The organism is Qipengyuania sp. CAU 1752 (assembly GCF_054482615.1).
Map to the genome: position 1 here is coordinate 392,202 of NZ_JBTLRE010000001.1, position 24,530 is coordinate 416,731.

At 63.6% G+C, this 24,530-nt stretch carries 23 protein-coding genes; 8 read left to right on the forward strand and 15 right to left on the reverse strand.

Going from position 1 to position 24,530, the window contains the following annotated elements; all coding sequences use genetic code 11:
- Positions 1–226 precede the first annotated feature (226 nt).
- Both ACXYL9_RS01865 and ACXYL9_RS01870 read right to left on the reverse strand, forming a co-directional pair.
- Positions 227–1,318, reverse strand: a complete 1,092-nt coding sequence (locus tag ACXYL9_RS01865) for a hypothetical protein (protein WP_459037890.1) — start codon at positions 1,316–1,318, stop codon at positions 227–229.
- A 172-nt stretch (positions 1,319–1,490) separates the two neighbouring features.
- Positions 1,491–1,973, reverse strand: coding sequence for a GAF domain-containing protein (locus ACXYL9_RS01870; RefSeq protein ID WP_459037891.1), 483 nt, complete (start codon positions 1,971–1,973; stop codon positions 1,491–1,493).
- 103 nt (positions 1,974–2,076) lie between these two features.
- Here ACXYL9_RS01870 and ACXYL9_RS01875 point away from each other — a divergent pair, with 103 nt between their 5' ends.
- The gene (locus tag ACXYL9_RS01875; protein WP_459037892.1) at positions 2,077–3,555 is read left to right on the forward strand and encodes a PQQ-dependent sugar dehydrogenase; all 1,479 of its coding nucleotides are present in this window, start codon (positions 2,077–2,079) and stop codon (positions 3,553–3,555) included.
- A gap of 12 nt (positions 3,556–3,567) precedes the next feature.
- On the opposite strand, the gene ACXYL9_RS01880 is transcribed toward ACXYL9_RS01875, so the two are convergent.
- A complete protein-coding gene (locus ACXYL9_RS01880) occupies positions 3,568–4,404 on the reverse strand; it encodes a DUF815 domain-containing protein (protein ID WP_459037893.1) in 837 nt (278 codons plus the stop codon).
- An 11-nt stretch (positions 4,405–4,415) separates the two neighbouring features.
- Entirely contained in the window at positions 4,416–6,158 is a 1,743-nt protein-coding gene (locus ACXYL9_RS01885) for an acyl-CoA dehydrogenase (protein WP_459037894.1), read from the reverse strand.
- 64 nt (positions 6,159–6,222) lie between these two features.
- Between ACXYL9_RS01885 and ACXYL9_RS01890 the strand changes: the two genes are divergently transcribed.
- Positions 6,223–7,167, forward strand: a complete 945-nt coding sequence (locus ACXYL9_RS01890) for an L-threonylcarbamoyladenylate synthase (protein WP_459037895.1) — start codon at positions 6,223–6,225, stop codon at positions 7,165–7,167.
- On the opposite strand, the gene ACXYL9_RS01895 is transcribed toward ACXYL9_RS01890, so the two are convergent.
- The 6 genes from ACXYL9_RS01895 to ACXYL9_RS01920 form a co-directional block, all read right to left on the reverse strand.
- A complete protein-coding gene (locus tag ACXYL9_RS01895) occupies positions 7,168–7,506 on the reverse strand; it encodes a hypothetical protein (RefSeq protein WP_459037896.1) in 339 nt (112 codons plus the stop codon).
- A 63-nt stretch (positions 7,507–7,569) separates the two neighbouring features.
- On the reverse strand, positions 7,570–8,370 hold the full coding sequence (locus ACXYL9_RS01900) for a head GIN domain-containing protein (protein WP_459037897.1): 801 nt from the start codon (positions 8,368–8,370) through the stop codon (positions 7,570–7,572).
- A gap of 130 nt (positions 8,371–8,500) precedes the next feature.
- Positions 8,501–9,034, reverse strand: coding sequence for a CarD family transcriptional regulator (locus ACXYL9_RS01905; RefSeq protein WP_459037898.1), 534 nt, complete (start codon positions 9,032–9,034; stop codon positions 8,501–8,503).
- Positions 9,035–9,371: 337 nt separating this feature from the next.
- On the reverse strand, positions 9,372–9,710 hold the full coding sequence (fdxA, locus tag ACXYL9_RS01910) for a ferredoxin FdxA (protein WP_459037899.1): 339 nt from the start codon (positions 9,708–9,710) through the stop codon (positions 9,372–9,374).
- On the reverse strand, positions 9,707–10,018 hold the full coding sequence (locus tag ACXYL9_RS01915; RefSeq protein ID WP_459037900.1) for an RNA-binding S4 domain-containing protein: 312 nt from the start codon (positions 10,016–10,018) through the stop codon (positions 9,707–9,709). Before ACXYL9_RS01915 ends, fdxA begins: the two co-directional genes overlap by 4 nt.
- Complete coding sequence (locus ACXYL9_RS01920; RefSeq protein WP_459037901.1) at positions 10,018–12,594, reverse strand: helicase-related protein; 2,577 nt, start codon at positions 12,592–12,594, stop codon at positions 10,018–10,020. Before ACXYL9_RS01920 ends, ACXYL9_RS01915 begins: the two co-directional genes overlap by 1 nt.
- Before the next feature lie 206 nt (positions 12,595–12,800).
- Here ACXYL9_RS01920 and ACXYL9_RS01925 point away from each other — a divergent pair, with 206 nt between their 5' ends.
- From ACXYL9_RS01925 to ACXYL9_RS01945, 5 genes are read left to right on the forward strand one after another with little or no spacing between them, the layout of a single operon-like run.
- Positions 12,801–14,459 (forward strand): peptidoglycan DD-metalloendopeptidase family protein, encoded by a 1,659-nt coding sequence (locus ACXYL9_RS01925; protein ID WP_459037902.1) that lies wholly within the window; start codon positions 12,801–12,803, stop codon positions 14,457–14,459.
- A gap of 39 nt (positions 14,460–14,498) precedes the next feature.
- Positions 14,499–15,494 carry a porphobilinogen synthase gene (gene hemB, locus ACXYL9_RS01930; RefSeq protein ID WP_459037903.1) on the forward strand — a complete coding sequence of 332 codons (996 nt, stop codon included), beginning with the start codon at positions 14,499–14,501 and terminating at the stop codon, positions 15,492–15,494.
- Complete coding sequence (locus ACXYL9_RS01935) at positions 15,487–16,044, forward strand: GNAT family N-acetyltransferase (protein WP_459037904.1); 558 nt, start codon at positions 15,487–15,489, stop codon at positions 16,042–16,044. Before hemB ends, ACXYL9_RS01935 begins: the two co-directional genes overlap by 8 nt.
- Positions 16,037–16,594, forward strand: a complete 558-nt coding sequence (locus tag ACXYL9_RS01940; RefSeq protein WP_459037905.1) for a GNAT family N-acetyltransferase — start codon at positions 16,037–16,039, stop codon at positions 16,592–16,594. Before ACXYL9_RS01935 ends, ACXYL9_RS01940 begins: the two co-directional genes overlap by 8 nt.
- Complete coding sequence (locus ACXYL9_RS01945) at positions 16,591–17,187, forward strand: gamma carbonic anhydrase family protein (protein ID WP_459037906.1); 597 nt, start codon at positions 16,591–16,593, stop codon at positions 17,185–17,187. The genes ACXYL9_RS01940 and ACXYL9_RS01945 overlap by 4 nt, the downstream gene beginning before the upstream one ends.
- Before the next feature lie 51 nt (positions 17,188–17,238).
- On the opposite strand, the gene ACXYL9_RS01950 is transcribed toward ACXYL9_RS01945, so the two are convergent.
- The 5 genes from ACXYL9_RS01950 to ACXYL9_RS01970 form a co-directional block, all read right to left on the reverse strand.
- On the reverse strand, positions 17,239–17,916 hold the full coding sequence (locus ACXYL9_RS01950) for a YoaK family protein (RefSeq protein ID WP_459037907.1): 678 nt from the start codon (positions 17,914–17,916) through the stop codon (positions 17,239–17,241).
- Positions 17,913–19,523 (reverse strand): cisplatin damage response ATP-dependent DNA ligase, encoded by a 1,611-nt coding sequence (locus ACXYL9_RS01955; protein WP_459037908.1) that lies wholly within the window; start codon positions 19,521–19,523, stop codon positions 17,913–17,915. The genes ACXYL9_RS01950 and ACXYL9_RS01955 overlap by 4 nt, the downstream gene beginning before the upstream one ends.
- Position 19,524: 1 nt before the next feature.
- Positions 19,525–20,556, reverse strand: coding sequence for a ligase-associated DNA damage response exonuclease (locus ACXYL9_RS01960; RefSeq protein ID WP_459037909.1), 1,032 nt, complete (start codon positions 20,554–20,556; stop codon positions 19,525–19,527).
- Positions 20,557–20,623: 67 nt separating this feature from the next.
- Positions 20,624–22,999: an ATP-dependent Clp protease ATP-binding subunit ClpA gene (gene clpA, locus ACXYL9_RS01965; protein WP_459037910.1), complete on the reverse strand. Its 2,376-nt coding sequence runs from the start codon at positions 22,997–22,999 to the stop codon at positions 20,624–20,626.
- 149 nt (positions 23,000–23,148) lie between these two features.
- The gene (locus tag ACXYL9_RS01970; protein ID WP_459037911.1) at positions 23,149–23,352 is read right to left on the reverse strand and encodes a DUF1192 domain-containing protein; all 204 of its coding nucleotides are present in this window, start codon (positions 23,350–23,352) and stop codon (positions 23,149–23,151) included.
- Between the two features lie 109 nt (positions 23,353–23,461).
- Here ACXYL9_RS01970 and ACXYL9_RS01975 point away from each other — a divergent pair, with 109 nt between their 5' ends.
- The gene (locus ACXYL9_RS01975; RefSeq protein ID WP_459037912.1) at positions 23,462–24,472 is read left to right on the forward strand and encodes an NAD(P)H-quinone oxidoreductase; all 1,011 of its coding nucleotides are present in this window, start codon (positions 23,462–23,464) and stop codon (positions 24,470–24,472) included.
- Positions 24,473–24,530: the final 58 nt, after the last annotated feature.

Below are 24,530 nucleotides of genomic sequence, written 5' to 3' on the forward strand. Positions count from 1 at the left end.
CGCGGCGCCGCGGCGGCATCGCTACCGAGCAAGGTCGGGGTGGCAGGTTCGCGACGAACCTGAGCAGTTGAAAACAGTTCCTTCACACGCTGCGATATCGCAGCCCATGGTTAATTTCGGGCTAAAGAATTTGCGCAGACCTCGAATTGTCCCGGCATGGGAGGGGGGCGCTACCAAATGGACCAGCCCTCGCCCAGGATGACGCCAAGGCGTCAAGCGTAAACCCTTATTTTCCCTTGATATATTTAGCCGGCTTGGCCTTGCTCTTGATGTAGCGGACCTTCGCCTTGGGTTTGGGTTCCGGATGGTAATGGGGCTTGGGCTTGGCATGGTGGGTCTTTTCGACCTCGACCCATTCCTCGGTCACGACTTCGCGCACCACCGGCACCATTGCCTGGTGATGGACCACCACCGTGGTTTGCGGGACCACGACATAGGCGCCGCTCCAGCCCCACGACTGCTGCCAGCCGCCACCTTGCCAACCTGTGTGCCAGCCACTTTGCCAATTGCCTTGCCAGCCGTTCCACCCTTGCGGGTAGGGCTGCCAGACCTGGCCATAACCGGGCCAGACGCCGCCATTGGCGTAGCTGTCTTCGTAGGTCCGCAGCCACCGCTTGCAGTCCCGCTTGGTACCGTCACCGCCAGCGAGCGCGATAGCCTGGCCGATAAACAGCCCGACAAGGCCCCCCACGCCAGCCCCGATTAGCGTTCCGCCAAGCCGCTCGCCATCGGCGACCCGGTTGCCGATCACGCCGCCCGCAACTGCGCCGAGCAGTCCTCCGCCCACGGCACCGCGGTCTGCCTGCCGCCGCCGATCACGCAAATAGGCGCGGCAATCGGCTATCCAGGCATCACGGTCGACCACCGGCGGCATCGGAGGATAGCCATGACCGCTGGCATATTGGGGATGTTGTGGCTGGGCATAGCTGCCCTGCTGATAGCCCTGCTGTGGATGGCCATGCTGCGGGTAGGCCTGGTGCGAGTGGTGCGCCTGCTGCGCGGATTGCGCATGGTGATGGCTCTCAGGCGCGTGCGATGCTGACGGCATGGCGGCTGACACCGGCTGAGTGTATTCAACCTCGTAGGCTTGCTCGACCGGGACGCTTTCGTAAGGCGTATGCGCCTCAACCGTCGGCGTTGCCTGCACCACGGGATTGCGCACGAACACCGTCTCCGGCTGAGCCACAATCACCGGCTTGGCGTTGTCGTAGACCCGCTGTTCGTAGCTCATCTGCTGGGCGAGTGCCGGCGTGGCGGCAATCATGGCTCCGGCGGCAACTCCGGATGCGGCAATCAGGCGTGGCAGGGCTCTCGACATCGCAGTTTCCTCTTTCGGGCCATCGGACCGCACAAAAGGGTGCGCGACTCCACGGCGTTAAGAGAAAAGTTACCATAAGCAGCCGCCGTGTCACGATATCGGGCGGCTTTGTCCCGTTACGGGTCAGAAAGTCAGCTAACGCGACTTACCGGTCAGCGCGAACGCCCGGTTGTTAGATGCGGTCGGCGATGCGCCGGGCCAATTGCTCTATCCCCGTGGCATCTGCTTCGGCGAAGCGCGCCAGTTCAGGCGAATCGAGGTCGATCACCGCGACAACCTCGCCGTTGCGGGTAACGGGCACCACCAGTTCGGAGCGACTGGCATTGTCACAAGCGATATGGCCAGGGAAGGCGTGGACATCCTCGATGCGCTGGGTCGTTCCGGTTTCAGCCGCAGTCCCGCACACGCCTTGCCCCATCGGGATACGGATACATGCTGGCCGCCCGACAAACGGGCCGAGCACCAGCTCACCGCCCACCACGCGGTAAAATCCGGCCCAGTTGAGGCCGGGGACGAATTCCCAGATCAACGCCGCGAGATTGGCCATGTTCGCGATTGCATCGGGCTCACCATCGGTCAGCGATTGGGCGGCAGCGGCCAGCTGCCGGTACCGCTCGTCGGGCGCAAGTGTCGTGTCGGGGGCAAAATCATACATCGTGGCAGCGATCTACGCGCTGGCCGGTAATGTGCAAGCGTCTGCCAGGGCCAGGCGTGCAAATCATTTGTAGCGCGCCGATAGCTCGCCTATCCCTGCGTGCATGAACTGGATCAAGAAACTCCTTATCGCCCTTATGGTAATCACTTTGCTGCTGGGGGCCATCGGCTATTGGCTGACCCGCGGCGACACTGCCGACCTGTCGGTGGAGGCGGTAACGGGTACCGATCCAACACTGTCGGAGCCGCAGGAAGAATCCTTCCCCACGGTCAAGATCGCCAAGCCGGTCGGGTGGGAAGATGGCGCGACACCTGACGCAGCCGAGGGCCTCGAAGTGGTTCGCTTTGCCGAAGACCTCGACCACCCGCGCGTGATTCACACGCTCCCCAATGGCGATGTTCTTGTCACCCTGACCCGCGCCCCGGCGAGCGAGGGTGGTGACGACTCGATCATGGGCGCGATCCGCAATTTCATCGCCGGGTTCCTGTTCGCGCAAGCCGGCGCTGCCGGCGAATCGGCCAATGAACTGGTGCTGCTGCGCGATAACGACGGCGACGGGCGGGCGGAAATCCGCCGTACCGTGCGTGACGATCTCGTTTCTCCCTCGGGCATCGCCTGGGCCGATGGCAAGCTCTACATTGCCAATCACGATGCACTGCTTTCATTCGACTACGAGTTGGGGGCCACCAGCGTCGCGGGCGACGCGCGCAAGCTGATGGACCTGCCGCCGGGCGGCGGACACTGGATGCGCAATATCAAGCTGAGCCCTGATGGCAGCAAGCTTTACGTCGCGGTCGGCTCGGTCTCCAATATCGGCGAGCAGGGTATGGAGGTCGAAGAAGGCCGTGCCATGATCTGGGAGTATAATCTGGAAACCGGCGCTTCCCGGCAATTCGCGGTCGGATTGCGCAATCCCAATGGTCTCGACTGGAACCCGATGTCGGGTGAGTTGTGGACCACGGTGAACGAACGCGACATGCTCGGTTCGGACCTCGTGCCCGACTATCTCACCAATGTTCCTGCCGGGTCACAATATGGCTGGCCATGGGTCTATTGGGGCGACACGCTGGACGCCAGGGTCAAGGCGAGGCGTCCCGAGTTCTTGGTCGAATATACCCGTCGCCCAGAATATGCGCTGGGGCCGCACGTGGCCGCTCTCGGCCTCGCTTTCAGCGGCGAGGGCAACTTGATGGGCGAAAAATTCGGCCGCGGCGCATTTATCGCCCGGCATGGCTCGTGGAACCGCAAGCCGCCGTCGGGCTATGACGTGGTCTATGTTGCATTCGACGAACGCGGCAATCCGGAAGGATTGCCAGTGCCTTTGCTGACCGGGTTCCTTCAGGATGACGGCACTACCCGTGGTCGCCCGACCTGGGTCGAATGGGCAGGCGACGGCTCACTCCTCGTCAGCGACGATACCGCCGGTATCATCTGGCGAGTGGTGGCAACGGGGGCGAAGCCGGTGGCGGCGCCGCCGCGCTACCAGACAACCAGTCTGCCGGCGCGCGATTCGCTAGATGGCGACCCGCGGGCCCGGTTTCGCGAGGACTATGCCCGCCAATCCAGCCCGCAGGGGCAGTAGACCGCAATTGCCTTAAAGTTCTCGCCCGGCGCGTCCGGCCAGTTCGGTGACAAACTGCCATGCCGTGCGGCCTGAACGCGCACCGCGATGCATCGCCCATTCGAGCGCCTCGCTGTCATCATATTCGAGCCCCAGCGGGTCGGCATGGGCGGCCACGATGTCGAGATAGACCAGCTCGCTGCATGGGTGGAAACCGAGAACCATGCCAAACCGATCGGCCAGCGCGAGCTTGTCGTCGACCATGTCCCGTTCGTGCAGGGCAGCTTCCGCTTCGCCCGCCTGCCGCGGCAGAATCGAGCGGCGGTTGGTGGTCACAGCCAAGCGTGTATTTGCAGGTCGTGCCTCAACCCCGCCTTCGAGCCAACTCCTCAAGACTCGCGGTCCCAGCGTATCGTCCTCGGCAAAGGCAAGGTCGTCGATAAACAGCAGAAACGGTCGATCGATGCCGCCGAGGTGATGAAACAGCCCAGGCAAGTCCGCCAGCGCGCCGACCCCAAGCTGCACCAGCCCGAGCCCCCCGCCCTGTGCCTGCGCTTCCTCTACGGCCGAGCGGATCAGCGCCGACTTGCCCATTCCGCGCGCGCCCCATAGCAACATGTCATGCGCGGCATGACCCGCCGAGAGCCGCTCGATATTGGCGACGACGGCGTCGCGCTGCCGATCAATGCCGCGAAAACAGGATAGCGGGGGCGCGTCGATAGTTTCGATGCTGCGGGCGCGTTGGCCGGACCAGACATAGGCTGGCGGGAAGAGCCAATCGACCGGTTCCCTAGCCTGTCCGCAATGCTCGGAGACAAGCCGTTCGAGCGCGTCCGCGATCCGGGCAAGGGGGTCTCCCTGGTCGGTCACTGCACCGCAACTCAGCCTGTCAGCCGTTGTGAATCAAGCGCGTAGAGCAAGTCCGCTCCGCCGATGGCCGAAGCTTTGAGCCCGCTCGCCTCGGCCACGATCCGGTCAAGGAAGAAGCGCACCGTGACGGGCTTGGTCTGGGCCAATGAAGGTGCCGCGCCGCCTTCTATCGCGGAAAGCTGTCTCATTAAATGCCAACCGGCCACGGCCACCGCGCACATGGTGGTGAAGGGGACACTGCCGGCGAGCCGATCATCGAGGCTGGCGTCTTCGCGCATCCAGCGGGCGATGGCTGCGCAGTCACCTGCCAGCGCGAACAGCGCCGGTTCGTCGGCAGCGTCGCGGGCAATCTCTTCGAACAGGCCGATCAGCGCCGCACCGTCTTCCAGTCCCAGCTTGCGGATAACGAGGTCTGCCGCCTGGATGCCGTTGGTGCCTTCGTAAATCGGTGCGATCCGGGCATCGCGGTAATGCTGCGCGGCCCCAGTTTCCTCGATGAACCCCATCCCGCCGTGGACCTGGACGCCGATACTCGCGACTTCGATGCCGATATCGGTTCCCCAGGCCTTGATCATCGGGGTCAATATCTCGCCGCGTGCGTGCGCCGCTTCATCGCCCAGGGAGCCGCGATCGACCTGCCCTGCGGTGTAATAGAGCAGTGCCCGCGCCCCCTCTGTCAGCGCCTTCATCCGCAGCAGCATACGGCGCACGTCGGGATGTTCGATGATCGCCACCGGAGCCTTGTCCGGCGAACCGGCGCGTGCTGACTGAATCCGCTCTGCAGCATAATGCACCGCTTGCTGGGTGGCGCGTTCGCCGATCTGTACACCTTGGTTGCCAACGTTGATGCGGGCGTTGTTCATCATCGTGAACATCGCCACCAGGCCGCGATTTTCGGCCCCCACCAGTTCGCCGATGCATTCATCATTGTCGCCATAGCTCATCACACAGGTAGGCGAGGCATTGATGCCCAGCTTATGCTCGAGGCTGACCGTGCGCAGATCATTGCGCTGCCCCAGCGAGCCATCGTCCAGGACATGGTATTTGGGCACCACGAACAGCGAGATACCACGGGTTCCCTCGGGCGCACCGGGGGTACGGGCCAGCACGAGGTGGATGATGTTCTTCGCCAGCTCGTGATCGCCCCAGGTGATGTAGATCTTCTGGCCCTTGATGCGATATTTGCCCGCATGTTCGCCATCTTCGATGGGCATAGCGGTGGCTCTCAAAGCGCCGACATCACTGCCAGCCTGCGGCTCGGTCAGGTTCATGGTGCCCGACCATTCGCCGCTCACCAGCCGGGGCAGGTATTTGGCCTGTTGCACTTCGTTGCCGTGGTGTTCGAGTGCCTCGATGGCCCCGACCGAAAGCATCGGCAGCAGATTGAAGGCCATGTTGGCGGTGCCGAGGTTCTCGAGCACGTTACAGGCGAGCGTGAAGGGCAGGCCCTGTCCGCCAAATTCAGCTGGGGAGGCGATGGCGTTCCAGCCCTGCTCGACATAATGCCCATAGGCTTCGGCGAAACCGTCAGGTAGGCGGACGACGCCGTTTTCCAGCCTGGCGCCTTCAAGGTCGCCGACCCGGTTAAGCGGGGCCCATTCCCCGGCTGCGAATTGACCTACGCCCTCGACAATGGCCTCGACCATATCGGACTCTGCAGCGGAAAATCGCTCGCTTCGGGCCAGCTCCTCGATGCCGGCATTGGCACGAATGGCGAGCAACTGGTCCTGGGTGGCCGGGGTGTAGGGGGTCACTGGGATGGGTCCTTGAGCTGCGAAGTGGCTTGGAAAGTCGTCGCATCAGATATAGCGCGCTGGCATGACCGGCAAGAACGCTACGGAAACGCTGGCGCCCGATGGGGCCGGAATCGCTCGCGCGGCTGAGATTCTCCAACGTGGAGGACTGATCGCTGTGCCGACCGAGACGGTCTACGGACTCGCCGCGAGGGCCGACAATGCCGAAGCGGTGGCGCGGATCTATGCCGCCAAGGGGCGGCCGAGCTTCAATCCGCTGATAGTCCATGTTGCCGATCTGGCTGCCGCGGCGCGGCTGGCGAGGGTGGATGGACGAGCAGAGACGCTGGCTGCGCACTTCTGGCCCGGCCCCCTCACGCTGGTCTTGCCGCTGCGCGACGATGCCGGTCTGGCCGGTGCGGTAACCGCCGGGCTGCCGACGCTGGCAGTGCGCGTGCCCGACCATCCGACAATGCAATCGCTGTTGCGGACGCTCGACGGACCAGTGGCCGCTCCATCGGCCAATGCCAGCGAGACCGTCAGCCCAACCAACGCGGACCATGTTCTCAAGACATTGGGTGGGCGGATCGATGCCATTATCGATGCAGGCGCCACGCAGCGCGGGCTGGAATCGACCATAGTAGCGCTGCGTCCTGATGGAAGCTGGAACCTGTTGCGCGCGGGGCCGGTTGGCCAGGAGGCTATTACCGAAGTGCTCGGTTCGCCGCCGGCCTCGGCTCGTTCCGGTATCGAGGCGCCGGGACAACTTGAACGGCATTACGCGCCGGGCAAGCCCGTGCGGCTGGACGCGAAGACGGCAAGGGAAGGAGAGTTCTTGCTTGGATTCGGTAACGTAGAGGGAGACTGGTCACTATCCCGGCACGGGGACCTGGCAGAGGCTGCTGCGCGGCTTTATGCCGGTCTACACGCAGGTGCGGACGCTGGTTTGCCGCGTATTGCGGTCGCTCCGATCCCGAATGAGGGGCTGGGGGTGGCGATCAACGATCGCCTGCGCCGCGCTGCGGCCTGATCAATCCTCGCCGTCTGCTGATTCGGCCGGGAGCGAGCGCACCAGAACCTGCATTTCTTCGTAGGTCCGGCGGGCATCGTCACAGGCCCCGCGCTCGCCATCGAGGCAGTCCTTGCGCTGTTTCTTGTAGCGCCGATCAAGCTTGCCAACCCGCTCCTCGCGCTTCCGCAGCTCGCGCCCCCGTTTCTCGTCGGCCTCGGATTGGCTGGTCGTCGCGAGATCCACGCCCTTGCTGACGATCCGCACTGGCGCGGTCGCCACATCGAAAGCGGTCTTGGCGAGGCAGCCCTGCAAGGTGAGGCTGGCAGCACCGAGCAGGACAAGGTGGGCGATACGCATGGAGGGCTCCTAGCTTCGAGCCCCCAGCACTAGCCGGAACACGGTTAGCAATCCATGAATGTGCTAGCTTTCAGTTGCTTCGCCCCCGTCACCATCGCCGGCTGGCTGGCCCGTCGACGGACCAGCAGCGGCCTCGGCAGCTTTGCAGGTCAGCGAACCGGAGCCCATCGACTTGATCGTGCAGGTTGCGCTCCCGGTGACCGTGATATTGCCCGAGCCGGCGACATTGGCTTCGACTGTGCCGTCGGAAGCGAATTGTGCATCGCCCGAGCCAGCCACCGCGATTTCCGCGGCTTCGACCTGCAATCCAGCCATCTTGGCTGTGCCCGACCCGGCAATGGTGAGGTCAAGCCGTCTGGCAGTGCCTGCTGTCTCGAAATCGCCCGAGCCGGCAACCGTCAAATCCAGCGAGTCGACGGCAATATTGCCCGCCATGGCGCTGCCTGAACCAGCAATTGTGACTTCGGCCTTGTTGCCCAGTCCGGGCAGATCAACCTTGCCCGAGCCAGCGACAACGACCTTTTTCGGCAAGGGCATGGTCACGCGCACGATAGCCGTGCCATCGCGTTTCCAGGAATTCTGCTCACGCATGATGCCAAGCGTCTCGTCCTCAAGAGTGAAGCGCATGGAATCGACGATATCCTGGTCGCCCTCAACATCAATCGAGAGGGTCTCTCCTTCAGTGATCACGACCGTGTCTGCGCCAGCTATCACGATGCCGGTTGGTGCTGGGCCACCGGTGTCAAGTTCGGCGAGGGGTACGCCTTCCGAACCGCTAATCGAGATATCCATTCCGTCACAGCCGGTGACCGCTAGGCCCATGGCGGCGAACGGCAAGAGCTTCTTAAAAAGTTGGTTCAGCATGCATCCCTCCGAGCAACGTGTATTGTCGCTATAATACACCGATACGGTCGTTGCAAGTCCTGCGGGGGTACGAAAAAGGGGCCGCCCCATCGCTGGAGCGGCCCCTTGTATCTTTCTTCCAACTGCCGGGTCAGGCGTCTTCGGAATTCTCGTAATATTGCGGCGCATGTTCGCGCAGCACGTCGAGGATTTTTTCGAGAGCCGTCGCTTCGTCGGTCTTCTCCATCGCCGCCAATTCGCGGGCGAGGCGGCTGGAAGCAGCCTCGAAGATCTGGCGTTCGGAATAGCTCTGCTCGGGCTGGTCGTCGGGACGGAACAGGTCGCGCGTCACTTCTGCGATCAGCACGATCTCGCCGGAATTGATCTTGGCTTCGTATTCCTGTGCCCGGCGGCTCCACATGGTGCGCTTCACCTTGGGCTTTCCCTTGAGCGTTTCCATCGCTTCCTTGAGCGCCTTGTCGCTCGAAAGCTTGCGCATGCCGATCGCCTCGACCTTGTTGACCGGTACGCGGAGCGTCATGCGCTCTTTTTCAAACCGCAAGACGTAGAGTTCGAGCTGCATGCCGGCGATTTCTTCATTCTGAAGCTCGATCACACGGCCGACACCGTGCTTGGGGTATACAACGTAGTCGCCAACGTCGAAGGCGAGGGCCTTGGCTGCCATGAATTGTCCTTTCGTTCAAAAAGCGGGGTCGTGCGAACAATCAAGCCGGGGCGGGATACGCCCGGTAGACGGCCAGATTGTCGAGGGAGTGCGACCCTGCCTTTCCGGATTCTGCCACCGGCGGAGCTGAAGCGCGCCGGCGGTTGGTCATTTATATAGCAGATTCGCAATAAAATTGCCAGTCGCGGCGCAAATCCACCCAAGGGCAGATTATATCGTGCTGGCGCGGGCGTTTATCGCCGCACTTCGGCGACCAAGCCATGGGCAGAAAAGCCAGCGCCAACTGATCGAAGGCGCGTTGAACCCCGCTTTAGCTACAGACTGCAGCGGCCAGGCTCTAGTCGCCTTCGCCGGCTTCGGCAGTGAAGTACTTCTGGTACTTGTCTTCCTCGCCCTTGTGCTCGTCGGCGTCTTCGGGCGGCTCTTTCTTTTGCGTGATATTGGGCCATTCGGCCGATAACTTGGTGTTGATCTCGAGCCATTTCTCGAGGCCGTCCTCGGTGTCGGGCAGGATCGCTTCGGCCGGGCATTCGGGTTCGCACACGCCGCAATCGATGCATTCGCTGGGGTTGATGACGAGCATGTTCTCGCCCTCATAGAAGCAATCGACCGGACAGACCTCGACGCAGTCGGTATATTTGCATTTGATGCAGGCGTCGGTGACGACGTAGGTCATGGTGCGTGGTTCCCCTTGAATACGGTCCGTGAACCCTCCGCTAGTGCGCTTTGTTCCTTCGGGTCAAGCACCCGATAGCAGCTTTGCGCTTCCGACGGCGGTCCGCGCCGCGTCGGAAGGGCGAGGATTTCAATGACCAGCACATCGAGCTGGCGCGGGATGGTGAGAACATCGCCGGGCACAACCGCACGACTCGGCTGGGCAGTCCGATCGCCATTGATGCGCAAGTGGCCAGCCTCGATCAGAGTGCGGGCTAGGCTGCGGGTCCTGGCGATGCGCAACCGACACAGCGCTAGGTCCAACCGCATCAGCGCACGAGCTTGGCCAAGTCAGCGAAGGGATTGCCTTCGACCGGGCCATCCGGCTTGGGCCGCTGCGGCCCGCGACCCGGGTGCTTGCCCTGACCCTTGCCCTTGTTCACGCCCTTGCTGGACGCAGCAGCTTTGCCACGCGGAGCTCTGCGCCCGCCAGCTGTGCCGGGACGCCAACTCCAGCGATCGGGTGCAGGCGGTCCAGACACGCCGTCCGCTAATGGCCGGGCCCGCCGGAGCCTAAAGCCGGCCGCACCGAGCAATCGTTCGAAACTGGCCTGGCTAAGCCCGGTAGAGATCGCCAGCGCCGGATCGATCGCCACGCTGCGCGCTTCGGCTTTCGCACTGCGTGCCTCGTGCGCTGCCCGGACGATTTTCTCTGCCACGTCGACCCGCACCAGCTGGTCGCCCGCCGGACGATAGCCTGCCGGGACTTGCCGCGTACCCGGTAGAACCGAGCGCATGGCCTCTTCGAGTGGGCGGCGGTCGAAGCCTGCATCGTGCAGCGCCCGGCGTGCAGCGGGCTTGAGCGAGGCGGGGGCGAACACGTCGAGTGCACCGAACACCACCCCCAGCCGGCGCAGGAAGGGGCGCATCTCCTTGGGCAGGTGCTGGATTCCAGCCTCCTCGCGGGCAACTACGCCATGGCCTGCAATCAGGTTAAGCAGCAGCGCCCGTGTCTGCGATCCCGCCGCCGGATCGACCGACGCCTGTTCGAGCTTTGCCAACGGCTGCAAAGGCGCGAGCCTTTCCTTCGCCCAGGTCGCCAGCGCCTCCACAAAGCGTGTCCGCTCTCCATCCTCTATCCGGTCGAGATCGCGTTCGGGGATAATCTGTGGTTCGAGAACCGATGGACCGCGTTTCAAGATTGCCAACACCTGTTTGCCCCACCGAATAGCTCCCCGCTCGAGCGTAAGGTCATCAAGCCCCCTCTCACGCAGATTCTTGGCCTGTGCGGCTAGGATGCGTGGCAAGGCCTTCTCTGCCGCAGAAAGCAGCATTTTGCGATCAGCCACATGGGCGGTGGCATCGACGGCGAAGCGAAATCCCGTGACGGTTCCAATGGCTTCGCCTTCCACCGTCAGCATGCCGTCCTCTTCCAGCGCGACCGGCAGCAAGTTTGGATCGTTGCCCAGGTTCTTCATCAGGATTGCGGTCCTTCGATTGACAAATCGTTCGGTCAGGCGCGCATGGAGCGCGTCCGACAGCCTCGCCTCGACGCCGCGAGCGCGTGCAGCCATTTCGTCCCGTGCCAGCACCCAGTCGGGCCGCTGGCAGATATAGGCCCAGCTGCGGATCGCGGCGATCCTTCCTTGTAGCGTGGCAATGTCGCCTTGCATATTGTCGAGCTCGGCGATCCGCGCCGCGGCATAGTCCGCCCCCAGGTATCCGCCGCGCAAGTCCTGCCACAACCGGGCCACGAAGCGTGCGTGGGTATCGGCGCCCGTTTGCCGGAAATCGGGCAGCGAACAGGCTTCCCAGAACCGGCGTACCTGCCCGGGTCCGTGAATTTCGGCGGCCAGTGGTTCACCGGCGAGCTTCTTGAGCACGGCTAGGTCGATCGCCTCGGGCGCACCGCGCAATTCGCGCTCCCCCGGAGTGCTCTCGAGATCGGCGACGAGGGTAGCGATGGTGTCGAAACGCGGTTCGGGTTCGCGCCAGAACAGCTGGGTCAGTGGCGCGAAGCGGTGCTCCTCGATTGCATAGACCTCTTCCTCGGTCAGCTCGGGAACCGGACCGCGGCCTCCGGCGAGCGTACCGAAAGTGCCATCCTTCTGGTGTCGTCCGGCGCGCCCCGCGATCTGCCCCATTTCGGCCGGCAACAAGCGGCGCTGCCGTATGCCGTCGAACTTGCTCAGCGAAGCAAAGGCAACGTGGTTGACGTCGAGGTTGAGACCCATGCCGATGGCGTCGGTGGCGACGATATAATCGACCTCGCCCGACTGGAACAACTCGACCTGCCGGTTGCGCGTCTCCGGGCTCAATGCGCCCATCACCACCGCCGCCCCGCCGCGGAACCGGCGCAGCATCTCGGCCACGGTATAGACAGCTTCCGCGCTGAAGCCGACAATGGCGCTGCGCGGCGGCAGGCGCGACAACTTGCGTGCGCCGATGTGCGTCAGCGTCGAAAAGCGCGGCCGGGTCTCGATATGCGCCTGCGGGACCAGCGAGCGCAGCACCGGCTCGAGGGTCGAGGCACCGAGCATCATGGTCTCCTCGCGCCCCCGGGCATGAAGCAAGCGGTCGGTGAAGATATGGCCGCGCTCGCGGTCGGCGGCGAGTTGCGCTTCATCCAATGCGACGAAGGCGTGGCCGCCGCCATCGCGCGGCATGGCCTCGGCGGTGCACAGGAAATAGCGGGCCTGCGGCGGCTCGATGCGCTCTTCGCCGGTGATCAGTGCGACCGCTTTTTCGCCCTTGATTGCGACCACCCGGTCATAGACCTCGCGTGCCAGCAGCCGCAGCGGGAAGCCGATCGCTCCGCTCGAATGGCCGCACATGCGCTCAATCGCGAGATGGGTCTTGCCAGTGTTGGTGGGCCCAAGGACCGCCCGGATGGTACTTTCGGTCACGCCTCAGCACTGCCATTGCCGCTCGCCCGCTGCAAGCATGCACGGTTTTGGTGCAAATCGGGTGCATTCATCGCACAGGGGACTCGGCTCGCCGCGACTTAAAGCGGTGTTAACTTTAATCCGGCACATGTCTGAGGCAGTAACGGAGCGGGACGGGTCGCTCGTGGCAGAAATGCCGAAAGCTCCGAAAATTGCAGGAGGCCGCCTTGTATCAGGCGCGCATACAGACAGTGGCCGGCTATCAGACCGGTGACGGCAATGGCGGCAACCCGCGCGCCGCAACCCTGTCGCACGCCCAGGTGATCGAGCACGATCGGCCGGGAGGCGGGCCGCAGGGCCAGCAGCGCATTGTCCAGCGCGCCCATAACCTGCGCGAAAGATTCCATGCCTGGCGCTTCGAAACGAGCGAGAGGCTCGACCGCCTCGATCTGGCACCCGACCTTGCCGAGGATATCGGCAGCCCCCGCTGGCTGCGCGGGATGGCGACGCTGATCGGCCTGTCGGCCGCGGCGATATCACTATGGCCAAGCCTTTCGCCGCTGGAAGCCGCGCCGGCCGTTCAATATGACGATGCTGCGCTTGAAGAACTGCGCAGCCAGGCGATCCAGCCGTTGGCGCTTGGCGGCGACAGTGGCAGCCGCATGGGTGCATCCGCGCTGGTCGAGCAACTTCCAGCTGCTCCCGAACGCCCGCAGGTCCAACTGGTGGCAACGCTGGCACAAGGTGACGGCTTTGACCGCATGCTGCGCCGCGCCGGGGTCGGCCGTGACGATGCCGAGCGGGTGTCCGAACTGGTCGCTCGCAGCATTGCCGTTTCGGATATCGAGCCCGGCACACAGGTCGACATCACCCTTGGTCGCAGGACCGCGGCAGGTGCGACACGTCCGCTCGAAGCGATGGAGTTCCGCGCCCGTTTCGATCTGGCCCTGGCCATCGAACGGGGCGCTGACGGCCGCCTCTCGCTTCTGCGAAAGCCGATCCGCGTCGACGACACGCCACTGCGCATTCGCGGCAAGGTCGGCAGCAGTCTTTATCGCTCGGCCCGCGCCGCTGGCGCGCCGGCCAGCGCCGTGCAGCAATATCTCAAGGCGCTGGGCGATCATACAGATCTTGACCGCGCCCTGCGCGCCGATGACACTTTCGACATGGTCGTCTCCTACCGTCGTGCCGCGACCGGCGAGCGACAGGCGGGCGACCTGTTGTTCGCGGGGGTCGAACGTGGCGGCAAACCAGCCACGCAACTGATGCGCTGGGGCAAAGAGGGGCGCTTCTACGAAGCTTCGGGCGTCGGCGAGCAACGCAGCGGACTGATGCAGCCCGTGCCCGGCTCAACCAGTTCGGCCTTCGGCATGCGCCGTCATCCGATTCTCGGTTATCGCAGGATGCACTCGGGCCTCGATTACCGGGCCGGATATGGCACGCCGATCCGCGCGGTGACAGATGGCCAGGTCCTCGGTGCGGGGCGCATGGGTGGTTGCGGAATCGCGGTCCGGCTGCAGCATTCTGCCGGCCTGCAGACCCGCTATTGCCACATGAGTCGGATGGCGGTGCGCCGCGGACAGAGCGTCCAGCGCGGCCAGATCATCGGCTATGTCGGCTCCACCGGCCTCTCGACCGGCCCGCACCTGCATTACGAGATGTATCGCGGCGGCCGGGCGATCAATCCGGCTTCGGTGCAGTATGTCACGCGCGCGCAGCTTTCGGGTTCCGAACTCAACAGCTTCCGTTCGACCCTGGCTCAGTTGCAGGGGATCGCGGCAGGATCTGCGCTGGAAGACCTGGTTCCGCGACCTGAAGAAAATGTCGAACCCGAGCGCGAGATCGACAAGCTTGCCGTGCGGCGTCCGACCCGCGTCGGCGGCTAGCGATTGCGCCTGGCCCGTGGATGCGGCAACAGGCTGTCCATGACTGCCAGCTATCCCCATACCCGCCTCCGCCGCACCCGCGCGACTGCGTGGAGCCGTGCGATGCACCGCGAGACGGTGCTGACCACGGCTGACCTGATCTGGCCGCTGTTCGTGATCGATGGCAATGACGCCGAGGACCCGGTCGCCAGCTTGCCCGGCGTGTCGCGCTGGTCGGTCGACGGGATTGTCGCGCGGGCCAAAGAGGCGATATCGCTCGGCATTCCGTGCATCGCGCTGTTTCCCAACACTCCGCCGGACCTGCGCAGCGAGGACGGGCGCGAGGCGACCAATCCCGATAATTTGATGTGCCGTGCGATCAAGGCGGTACGCGATGCCTGTGGCAGCGATATCGGCATCCTCACCGACGTCGCTCTCGATCCCTATACCAGCCACGGGCAGGACGGGCTGCTCGACCAGTCCGGTTATGTCGTAAATGACGATACGGTCGCCGTGCTGGTCGATCAGGCGATCAACCAGGCCGAGGCCGGGGCCGACATCATTGCCCCTTCGGATATGATGGACGGACGGGTCAAGGCGATCCGGATGGCGCTGGAAATGGGCGAGCATCCCAATGTCCAGATCATGGCCTATGCCGCCAAATACGCCTCCGCCTTCTATGGACCGTTCCGCGATGCGGTCGGTAGCGGCGGGCTGCTCAAGGGCGACAAGCGTAGCTACCAGATGGACCCGGCCAACGCCGACGAGGCTCTTCGCGAAATCGCCATGGATATCGACGAGGGGGCCGACAGCGTGATGGTCAAGCCCGGGCTTGCCTATCTCGATATCATCTGGCGCGCGAAAGAGGCGTTTGGAGTACCGGTCTTTGCTTACCAGGTCAGCGGCGAATACGCGCTAATAGAGGCCGGTGCCGCAGCCGGCGTTGGCGATCGCGACACGCTGCTGATGGAAAAACTGATCGCGTTCAAGCGCGCCGGGTGCAGCGGAGTGCTGACCTACCATGCGCCCGTCGCCGCCCGCCTTCTCAATGGCTGATTTTCGCCACGCGACCGAGCGGCTGATCTTGCGCGACTGGCGCGAGGAGGATTGGCCACGATTCTGGGAGGGTACCAACACACCCGAGGTTATGCGCTGGCTTGGCGGTGTTTGCGACAAGACCAAGCGACTGGCAGCGCAGCAGCGGTTGCTGTCCTACCGCGCCGAGCGCGGCCACACTTTCTGGGCGGTCGAGCGCAAGAGCGATAGCGCCATTCTCGGCTTTTGCGGGCTCAAGCGCTCGAACCAGGCTGGCGGGCCGATGGGCATGATGGAAGTCGGCTGGCGTCTACGGCAGGATGCCTGGGGGCAGGGATATGCCAGGGAAGCGGCACAGGCCTCGCTCGACCTGGCTTTCGAGCGCTTTGGAGCAGACGAGGTGATCGCGCTGACGGTGGAGCGTAATGTGCCGAGTTGGGGCCTGATGATTCGTCTCGGAATGGAGCGGCGCGAGGATCTCGACTTCGCCAATGCCGATTTCGATCAGGAGAACCCGGTCATCATCGTCTATTCCATCGACCGCTCTAAGTGGGAGGCGCAGTGTGGCTGATATCGTTATCGAAACCGACCGACTGCTGCTGCGCCGGATCGAGGAAGGCGATGCCGCTTTGCAGGACCGATTTCTCAATACGCCGGCCGTGATGGAGCACCTCGGCGGGGTCAAGGAACTGCACGAGATCGAGGCCAAGCACGCCAGGTCGATGGCGTCGTTTGCACAATCGGGCTTCGGTTTCATGATGGCGATCGAGAAAACCACCGGCGATCTGGTCGGGCATGCCGGGATGAAGCTGGTCGATCATCCCAATGCGCCTAACAAGGGCGACCATGAAATCGGCTGGCTGGTGCGCGAGGACCGCTGGCGCCGCGGTTACGCCGAGGAGGCGATGCGCGCAATTATCGACTGGGCTTTCGCTCGCCACGACGTGCCCCTCCTTGTAGCCCTGACCGGCGAGCGAAACGCGCCAAGTTGGCGATTGATGGAAAAGCTCGGCATGGTCCGCCGCACTGACCTCGATTTCGATGACCCGGCCTATGCCCCTGAAGACAATCCGACGATCCAGTACGCGCTCTCGCGCGAGCGATGGGAGACCACCCAATGACCATGGAATTTTCGCCCCACCATCCTGGCGTCCGCATTGTGGAGATCCACGGCAAGCGCCCGCAGATCCATGACAGTGCCTTCATCGCGCCCGGCTGCACCATCATCGGTGACGTCACCATCGGAGCTGATTCCTCCGTCTGGTACAATTGCGTGCTCCGGGCCGATGTCAGCCGCATCGTGATCGGCGAACGCAGCAATGTGCAGGACGGCAGCGTGCTGCATTGCGATCCCGAACGGCCCGGCGACCCCGACGGGTCTCCGCTGCTGATCGGGGACGACGTGCTGATCGGACACATGGCGATGGTCCACGGTTGCGTGATTGAGGATCGCGGCTTTGTCGGCCTTGGCGCCATCGCCATGAACAAGGCAGTGATCGGGAGTGACGCCATGCTGGCAGCTGGCGCAATGCTGACCGAGGGCAAGGTGATGGAGCCGCGCAGCCTGTGGGCCGGGCGCCCTGCCAAGCCACTGCGCGACCTCAACGATGCCGCCGTTGCCGGAATGCGCGCAGGCGTTGCGCATTACGTCGAGAATGGCCGCGCTCATAAGGCCGCAGTGGAGGCTGCCGGCGAAGGCGCGCCTGAAAACTAAGCTACGCCAGCGCTGCGCCACAATGCGCGAGTCACGGCTGCAAACGGCGAGCTAGTTTGCGCTGCGCTCGATCCGCCAGGCAATCAGGAACAAGGCAAGGGCCCCGACGGCGGCAAGCTGCAAGCCAATGCTGTCACCGATGGCGAAGCTCGCGGCGCCGGCGAGCGATCCGGCGGCTAGCCCGAGCCAGAGCGCACCATAGCCGCCGTGCCGGCTTGCGTCCTGGCCCCGAACCCTCAGCGCCAACCCCTGGGCAAGTCGCACCAGTGCGCCGTTCAGATAAGTGACCCCGATCTGCACCTCACCCTCGCGGCTGAACGCATTGTTGAGCGCCCCCATGGCCATCGCGCAGGCGCCCAGAAAACATAGCCCGGGGAGGGCCACAAGCAGCACGTTGGACAGCACCAAGAGAATAGCGGCCGAGCCGAGCGCAATCGTCTTGCGGCGTTTTGGTCGGCTCTCGCACAGAAGGGCACCAACGAAGGCTCCGAATGTGAAACTGCCAATCAGCCCCAGCGGAAGCAAGGCAGCGGAGAGATTGCTCGCAAGGTCCACTCCGAGCCGGGTGGTGTTTCCCGACATGAACGATACGAAATAGCCACCTGCTTCGACGAAGCCGACCGCATCGACATATCCCGCGAGCGCCGCGAGGCAAATGGCCAATCGTCGCCGGGCTGGATCGTAGCGATGCACTGGCTGGCTATAGTCGCCCGGGGCCCCGGGATTCAATCGCGGATCAGCGCCTTCAGTGCTTCTATGCGATCAGCTTCGTGCGGCGGCTTGTCCCAGCGAATCCGGTGGATGCGCGGGAAACGCATGGCGAGGCCCGACTTGTGTCGTTTGCTCTCGTGCACACTGTCGAAGGCGACTTCGAAGACCAGCGTTCGCTCGACTTCGCGCACGGGTCCGAACCTGTTGATGGTGTTTTGCCGCACGTGACGGTCGATCTTTTTCAGTTCCTCGTCGGTGAAGCCGGAATAGGCCTTGCCCACGGGTAGCAATTCGGCCCCTTCGTCAGGATCGCCGTCCCAGCAGCCGAAAGTGTAATCAGAAAAGAAGCTGGATCTCTTGCCGCTGCCGCGCTGGGCATACATGAGCACGCAATCGATCAGCAGCGGATCGCGCTTCCACTTGTACCACAAACCGGTCTTGCGGCCGGCGATATAGGAACTGTCGCGGCGCTTGAGCATCAGCCCTTCGATGGCGGCGTCACGGGTGCCTTCGCGGATTTCGGCGAGGTGGTTGAAATCGCGCGCATCGACGAGAGCGCTGAGGTCGAAACGGCTGTCGGGCAGACGCGGCAGGAAGGCTTCGAGCCGTGCCCGCCGGTCTTCCCATGGAAGTTGGCGCAGATCCTCGCCCTCCACAATCAGCGCGTCATATAACCGCACGAAGGCGGGCGCCTCGCGCAGCATCTTCTTAGAAACGGTCTTGCGGCCGAGCCGCTGCTGCAGCGCATTGAAACTGGCCGCCCCACCCTGTGTATCGGCATTCTCGGGGCCGCCCTGTGCTGAGCCGCGCACAAGCAACTCGCCGTCGAGTACGGCGGGAATGGTCAGCGCATCGAGCATTTCGGGGAAGGTCGCGCTGATATCGTCGCCCGAACGCGAATAGACCCGCGTTTCGCCTCCGGCATGTACGAGTTGGACCCGGATACCATCCCATTTCCACTCGGCGGCATACTCGGATAATGAGACGACTGTCTCTTCGAGAGGATGGGCGAGCATGAAGGGGCGAAAGGTCGGCAGGTTCTCGATATCGGGCGGGTCGGCCCCGTCGGCGGCCCAGGCGAACAGCTCGTCATAGGGCGGCGCGAGGCCGTGCCAGTATTCCTCGACCTCCTCTACTTCGACATCGAAGGCTTGCGCAAAGGCCACCTTGGCGAGCCGGCTGGAAATGCCGATCCGCATCGCGCCGGTGGCAATCTTGATCAGGGCGTAGCGCCCGGGCGGGTCGAGTCGGTCGAACAGGCGGGGCAGTTCCGTCAGGACCGACTTGCGCGTCAGGGTGTCAAGTTCAGCCACCGCTTCGCTGACGCTCGGCGCGGCGCTGCGTTCGCCGTCCGGTTCTGGCCAGAGCAGGCTGGCGGTCTCCGCCGTATCGCCGACGAAATCGCGGCTTAGCGCCCACAGCACAGGATCAATCCGCTCCTGCAATATCGTGCGCACGGCCGAACTCTTGACGGCAGGAAAGTCGAGGCTGTTGGTCAGCGCTGCGAGCGCCCAGCCGCGATCTTCCGTCGCGGTAGTGCGCAGATATTCGGCGATCAGTCGCAGCTTCTCGTTGCGGCTACGGGTATAGACCAGCGCGTCGATCAGGGCGGCAAACTCCTCCACCCTATTCGTCCTCGTCCTCGCGCCCGACCAGCGCCAGCGCACGGGCGCGGCGCTGATGCAGCTGGTGCCAGCGCAGCAGAGCTTCCTCGCGGCCATGGGTGATCCATGTCTCGTGCGGGTCGACTTCCTCGATCGTGCGCGTCAGTTCGCCCCAATCGGCATGATCAGAGATAACCAGCGGCAATTCAACATTGCGCTGCCGCGCCCGCTGGCGCACCCGCATCCAGCCGCTGGCCATGGCTGTGATCGGCTCGGGCAGGCGGCGGCTCCAGCGATCATTGAGCGCGGAGGGCGGGCTGACTACGATGTGGCCGCGTATGTCGTCCTTCTTGGCGTCACTCACCAGCCGCAATTCGCCCAGATCGACGCCGTGATCCTCATACAGGCGGCACATTCTTTCCATCGCGCCGTGGAGATAGATCGGCTTCGTGTGGCCGGCGCGGCGCAGCTCTGCGATCACCCGTTGCGCCTTGCCCAGCGCATAGGCGCCGACCAGGACGCAGCGCTCTGGATGGGCGTCCAGCCGCTCGAGCAGTTTGGCCATCTCTTCCTCGATCGGGGGATGGGTGAAGACCGGCAGGCCGAACGTCGCCTCGGTGATGAAGATGTCGCACGGGGTAACTTCGAAAGGCGGGCAGGTCGGATCGGCCCGGCGCTTGTAGTCTCCGGTTACGACCACGCGCTCGCCAGCATGTTCGAGCAGGATTTGAGCGCTGCCTAGTACGTGGCCGGCAGGGATATATGTCGCATCGACCCCGCCCTTCAGACGAATCGTTTCGCCATAAGCAACAGGAGTGGCTTTGGAGGGCATCTCGCCGTGCTGATCCTCGATCCCGGTGCGATAGCGTAACGCCATGATGGCCAGGGTTTCCGGTGTCGCCACGGTTTCTCCATGGCCACCGCGCGCATGGTCGGCGTGGCCGTGGGTGACGAGCGCGCGGTCCACCGCCTTGCCCGGATCGATCCAGGCATCGGCGGGGACCACGTGAATGCCCCACGGTTCGGGCCGGATCCAGGAAAAGGGTGCGCGCATTACGCCTTCAACGAGACGGGGCGCGAACCGTTTCCAGTTCGCGCCCCGTAAAGTCGTTTGCTGATGATTAGCTCTCGCCTTCGTCCTTGGTTTCCGGACCATCGGCTGCGCCAGTTTCAGGCTTCTTCGCCGCCGGCTTTTTCTTGGCCGGCTTGCGCTTGGGCTTGGCCTTGGGCGGGGCGGGCGTCAGTTCGAAGGCGGGCTTGCCGTCCTTGATGCTGACCTGCACCTCGCCGCCACCGGAGAGTTTGCCGAACAGCAATTCCTCTGCCAGCGGCTGCTTGATCTTTTCCTGGAGCAACCGGCCCATCGGCCGCGCGCCGTAGAGACGGTCATAGCCCTTGTCGGCGAGCCATTCGCGCGATGCCTTGTCGAACTGGATGTCGACATTCTGCTCGGCCAGTTGCAGTTCGAGCTGGAGGATGAACTTGTCGACCACGCGGGCGACGGTGTCTTTCCCGAGATAGCTGAATGGCACGATCGCATCGAGGCGGTTGCGGAACTCGGGAGTAAACATGCGCTTCACCGCATCCTCGCTCGCATCCTCCTTCGACACATCGCCAAAGCCAATGCCTTGGCTCGCCATATCGGCGGCGCCTGCATTGGTGGTCATGACCAGCACCACATTGCGGAAATCGACCGTCTTGCCATGATGGTCGGTCAGGCGACCATTATCCATCACCTGCAACAGGATGTTGAACAGGTCGGGATGCGCCTTCTCGATCTCGTCGAGCAGAAGGACGCAATGCGGGTTCTGGTCGATGGCATCGGTCAGCAGGCCGCCCTGGTCGTAGCCGACATAACCCGGAGGTGCGCCGATCAGGCGGCTGACCGAATGGCGCTCCATGTATTCGGACATGTCGAACCGCTTGAGCTCGATCCCCATGATGCTGGCGAGCTGGCGTGCCACCTCGGTCTTGCCGACGCCGGTCGGGCCGCTGAACAGGAACGAGCCGATCGGCTTGTCCGGGTCGCGAAGCCCCGCGCGTGACAGCTTCATCGCGGTCGACAGCTTCTTCACCGCCGGGTCCTGCCCGAACACTACATGCTTCAGATCGCGCTCGAGGTTCTCGAGGGCCTTCTTGTCGTCCTTGCTGACGGACTTGGGAGGGATACGCGCCATGGTCGCGATGACCTGTTCGATTTCACGCGCGGTGATCTTCTTCTTGCGGCGGCTGGGCGGGACCAGCATCTGCATCGCGCCGACCTCGTCGACCACGTCGATCGCCTTGTCGGGCAGCTTGCGATCGTTGATGTAGCGGGCCGACAGCTCGACCGCAGTCTTGAGCGCATCGAAGGTGTATTTGACTTTGTGATGCTCTTCGAAGGCGCTCTTGAGGCCTTTGAGGATCTTGATCGTATCGTCGATCGTCGGCTCGTTGACGTCGATCTTCTGGAACCGCCGCAACAGCGCACGGTCCTTCTCGAAATGGTTGCGGAACTCCTTGTAGGTGGTCGATCCGATGCAGCGGATCGACCCGCCTGACAGCGCTGGCTTGAGAAGGTTCGAAGCGTCCATCGCCCCGCCGCTGGTGGCGCCAGCACCGATCACGGTGTGGATTTCGTCGATGAACAAGACCGCGTCGGGCATCTTTTCCAGTTCGGAGACGACCTGCTTCAGCCGTTCCTCGAAATCGCCGCGATAGCGCGTGCCTGCTAGCAGCGCGCCCATGTCGAGCGAGTAGATCACCGCATCCTCGAGCACTTCGGGCACATCGCCTTCGATGATCTTGCGCGCCAGCCCTTCCGCGATTGCGGTCTTGCCGACGCCGGGATCACCAACATAAAGCGGATTGTTCTTCGACCGGCGGCACAGGATCTGGACCGTGCGGTCGACCTCGGGGCCGCGTCCGATCAGCGGGTCGATCTTGCCGTCTTCGGCCTTCTTGTTGAGATTGACGGTGAACTGGTCAAGCGCGGTTTCCTTGCCCTTGCTGTCTCCGCCCTTTTCCTCCGTCTGCGCTTCTTCGGAGCCTTGCGGCGCGCGACTTTCAAGTTGCTTGCCGCCTTTGCCGATGCCGTGACTGATGAAGCTGACCGCGTCCAACCGGCTCATGTCCTGCTGTTGCAGGAAATAGACGGCATAGGAATCGCGCTCGGAAAATAGCGCTACCAGCACATTGGCGCCGGTAACCGTGTCCTTACCCGAGGACTGGACATGCAGGATCGCGCGCTGAATCACCCGCTGGAAACCCGCCGTGGGTTGCGGCTCGCCGACTTCCTCGGTCTGCAACGACTGATATTCCTGGTCGAGATATTGCTTCACCACGCCGGTCAGCTCTTCGATGTCGACCCCGCATGCGGCCATCACTTCGGCCGCGTCGTCGTCCGCTACCAGCGCCAGCAGCAAGTGCTCGAGCGTAGCGTACTCGTGCCGTCGCTCGCGCGCGGAGTCGATCGCCGTGTGAAGCGTTTTCTCGAGGTTCTGGGCGAAGCTTGGCATCTGGCTACTTTCGGGTGGTGTTATGGAGCGTGCGGCACGGATGAGTATGACCGGTCATGATTAACCTTCGCTAACGCGCGGGCCGGGTGTGCGGCAAAGATATATGCATGCGCCGCACAATTGCGAGTGGGCAGGGGCGCAAAGCCGCGTCACGTCCCCGGTTTTCCGAACAGGGCATTGGCAGCCGCGCGGTGGGCATCGACCTTGCTGCGATGTGCTTCGACCCGCGCAATTTCCACCTGAAGCAAACGAATTCGCTCGGCCAGTTCGTCCTGCGAATAGGGGCCGAGGTCCTCTGCGGCGAGCTTGCTCGCGGCGTCGCCCTGCGGGCGCGGACGATCAACGTCTTCCATTGCCTGCCATCTTCGCCCGCGACCGTGCTTGCTGTCAACAAGACGTAAGGCTAGGTCCCGCTTAATCGCATCAGGGGCTGCTTTGAATCGAGTGGGGGGCAGACGATACATGACGCAGGCATTGCCGGTGGAAATCACCGCAATCGGGTTCGATACACCGGGCGGGGCCGAAGTCTTGCGCCCCGAAACAATCGCCATGCCGGAACCGGGGCCGGGCGAGGTCCTGATCGAAGTGGCGTGGGCAGGGGTCAACCGGCCCGACTGCATCCAGCGCGCCGGTCTCTACCCACCGCCGCCCGGTGCCTCGCCGATCCTCGGACTAGAGGTCTCGGGGAAGATCGTGGCGCTCGGTGCCCAGGTCGATGACGCCCATCTCGGTCAGACGGTCTGCGCGCTGACGCCCGGTGGTGGCTATGCGCAATACTGCACGGCGCCAGTTGGCCATTGCCTCACCGTGCCTCAAGGCCTGACGCTGCGCGAAGCAGCGGCGATCCCCGAGACCTTGTTCACCGTGTGGCACAATGTCTTCCAGCGCGGCATGGCACGCGATGGCGAAACGCTGCTGGTACACGGCGGGACCAGCGGCATCGGAACCATGGCGATCATGCTCGCCAAGTCTTTCGACATGACCGTCATCGTGACCTGCGGCGACGATGAAAAGTGCGCCGCCGCCTGCAAGATCGGCGCAGACCATGCGATCAATTACAAGACCGCGGATTTCGTCGAGGAAGTGCGGACCCTGACCAAGGGCAAGGGGGTCGAACTGGTGCTCGACATGGTTTCGGGCGACTATGTTCAGCGCAATCTCAAATGCCTGGCCGAGAATGGGCGCCATGTAACCATCGCGGTCCTCGGCGGGATGATGGCCGAGATCAACATGGCCGTGGTGATGAGTCGGCGGCTGACCCTGACGGGTTCGACCCTGCGCCCGCGCTCGGATGCCTTCAAGACGGCATTGTGTGACGAGATTGCACACTTCGCATGGCCGCTGTTCGAGGATGGCACGATCCGCCCGGTCATGGATGAGAGCTTCCCGCTGGCAGAGGCAGCCGCAGCCCATGCGCGAATGGAAGCCGGCGACCATATCGGCAAGATCGTTCTGGAGGTCGGCGGCGGCTGAGTGCGGCCGTACCCACGGCTGGCCAATCGAACGCCTTGCCCAAAAGCCCGGGATGGCC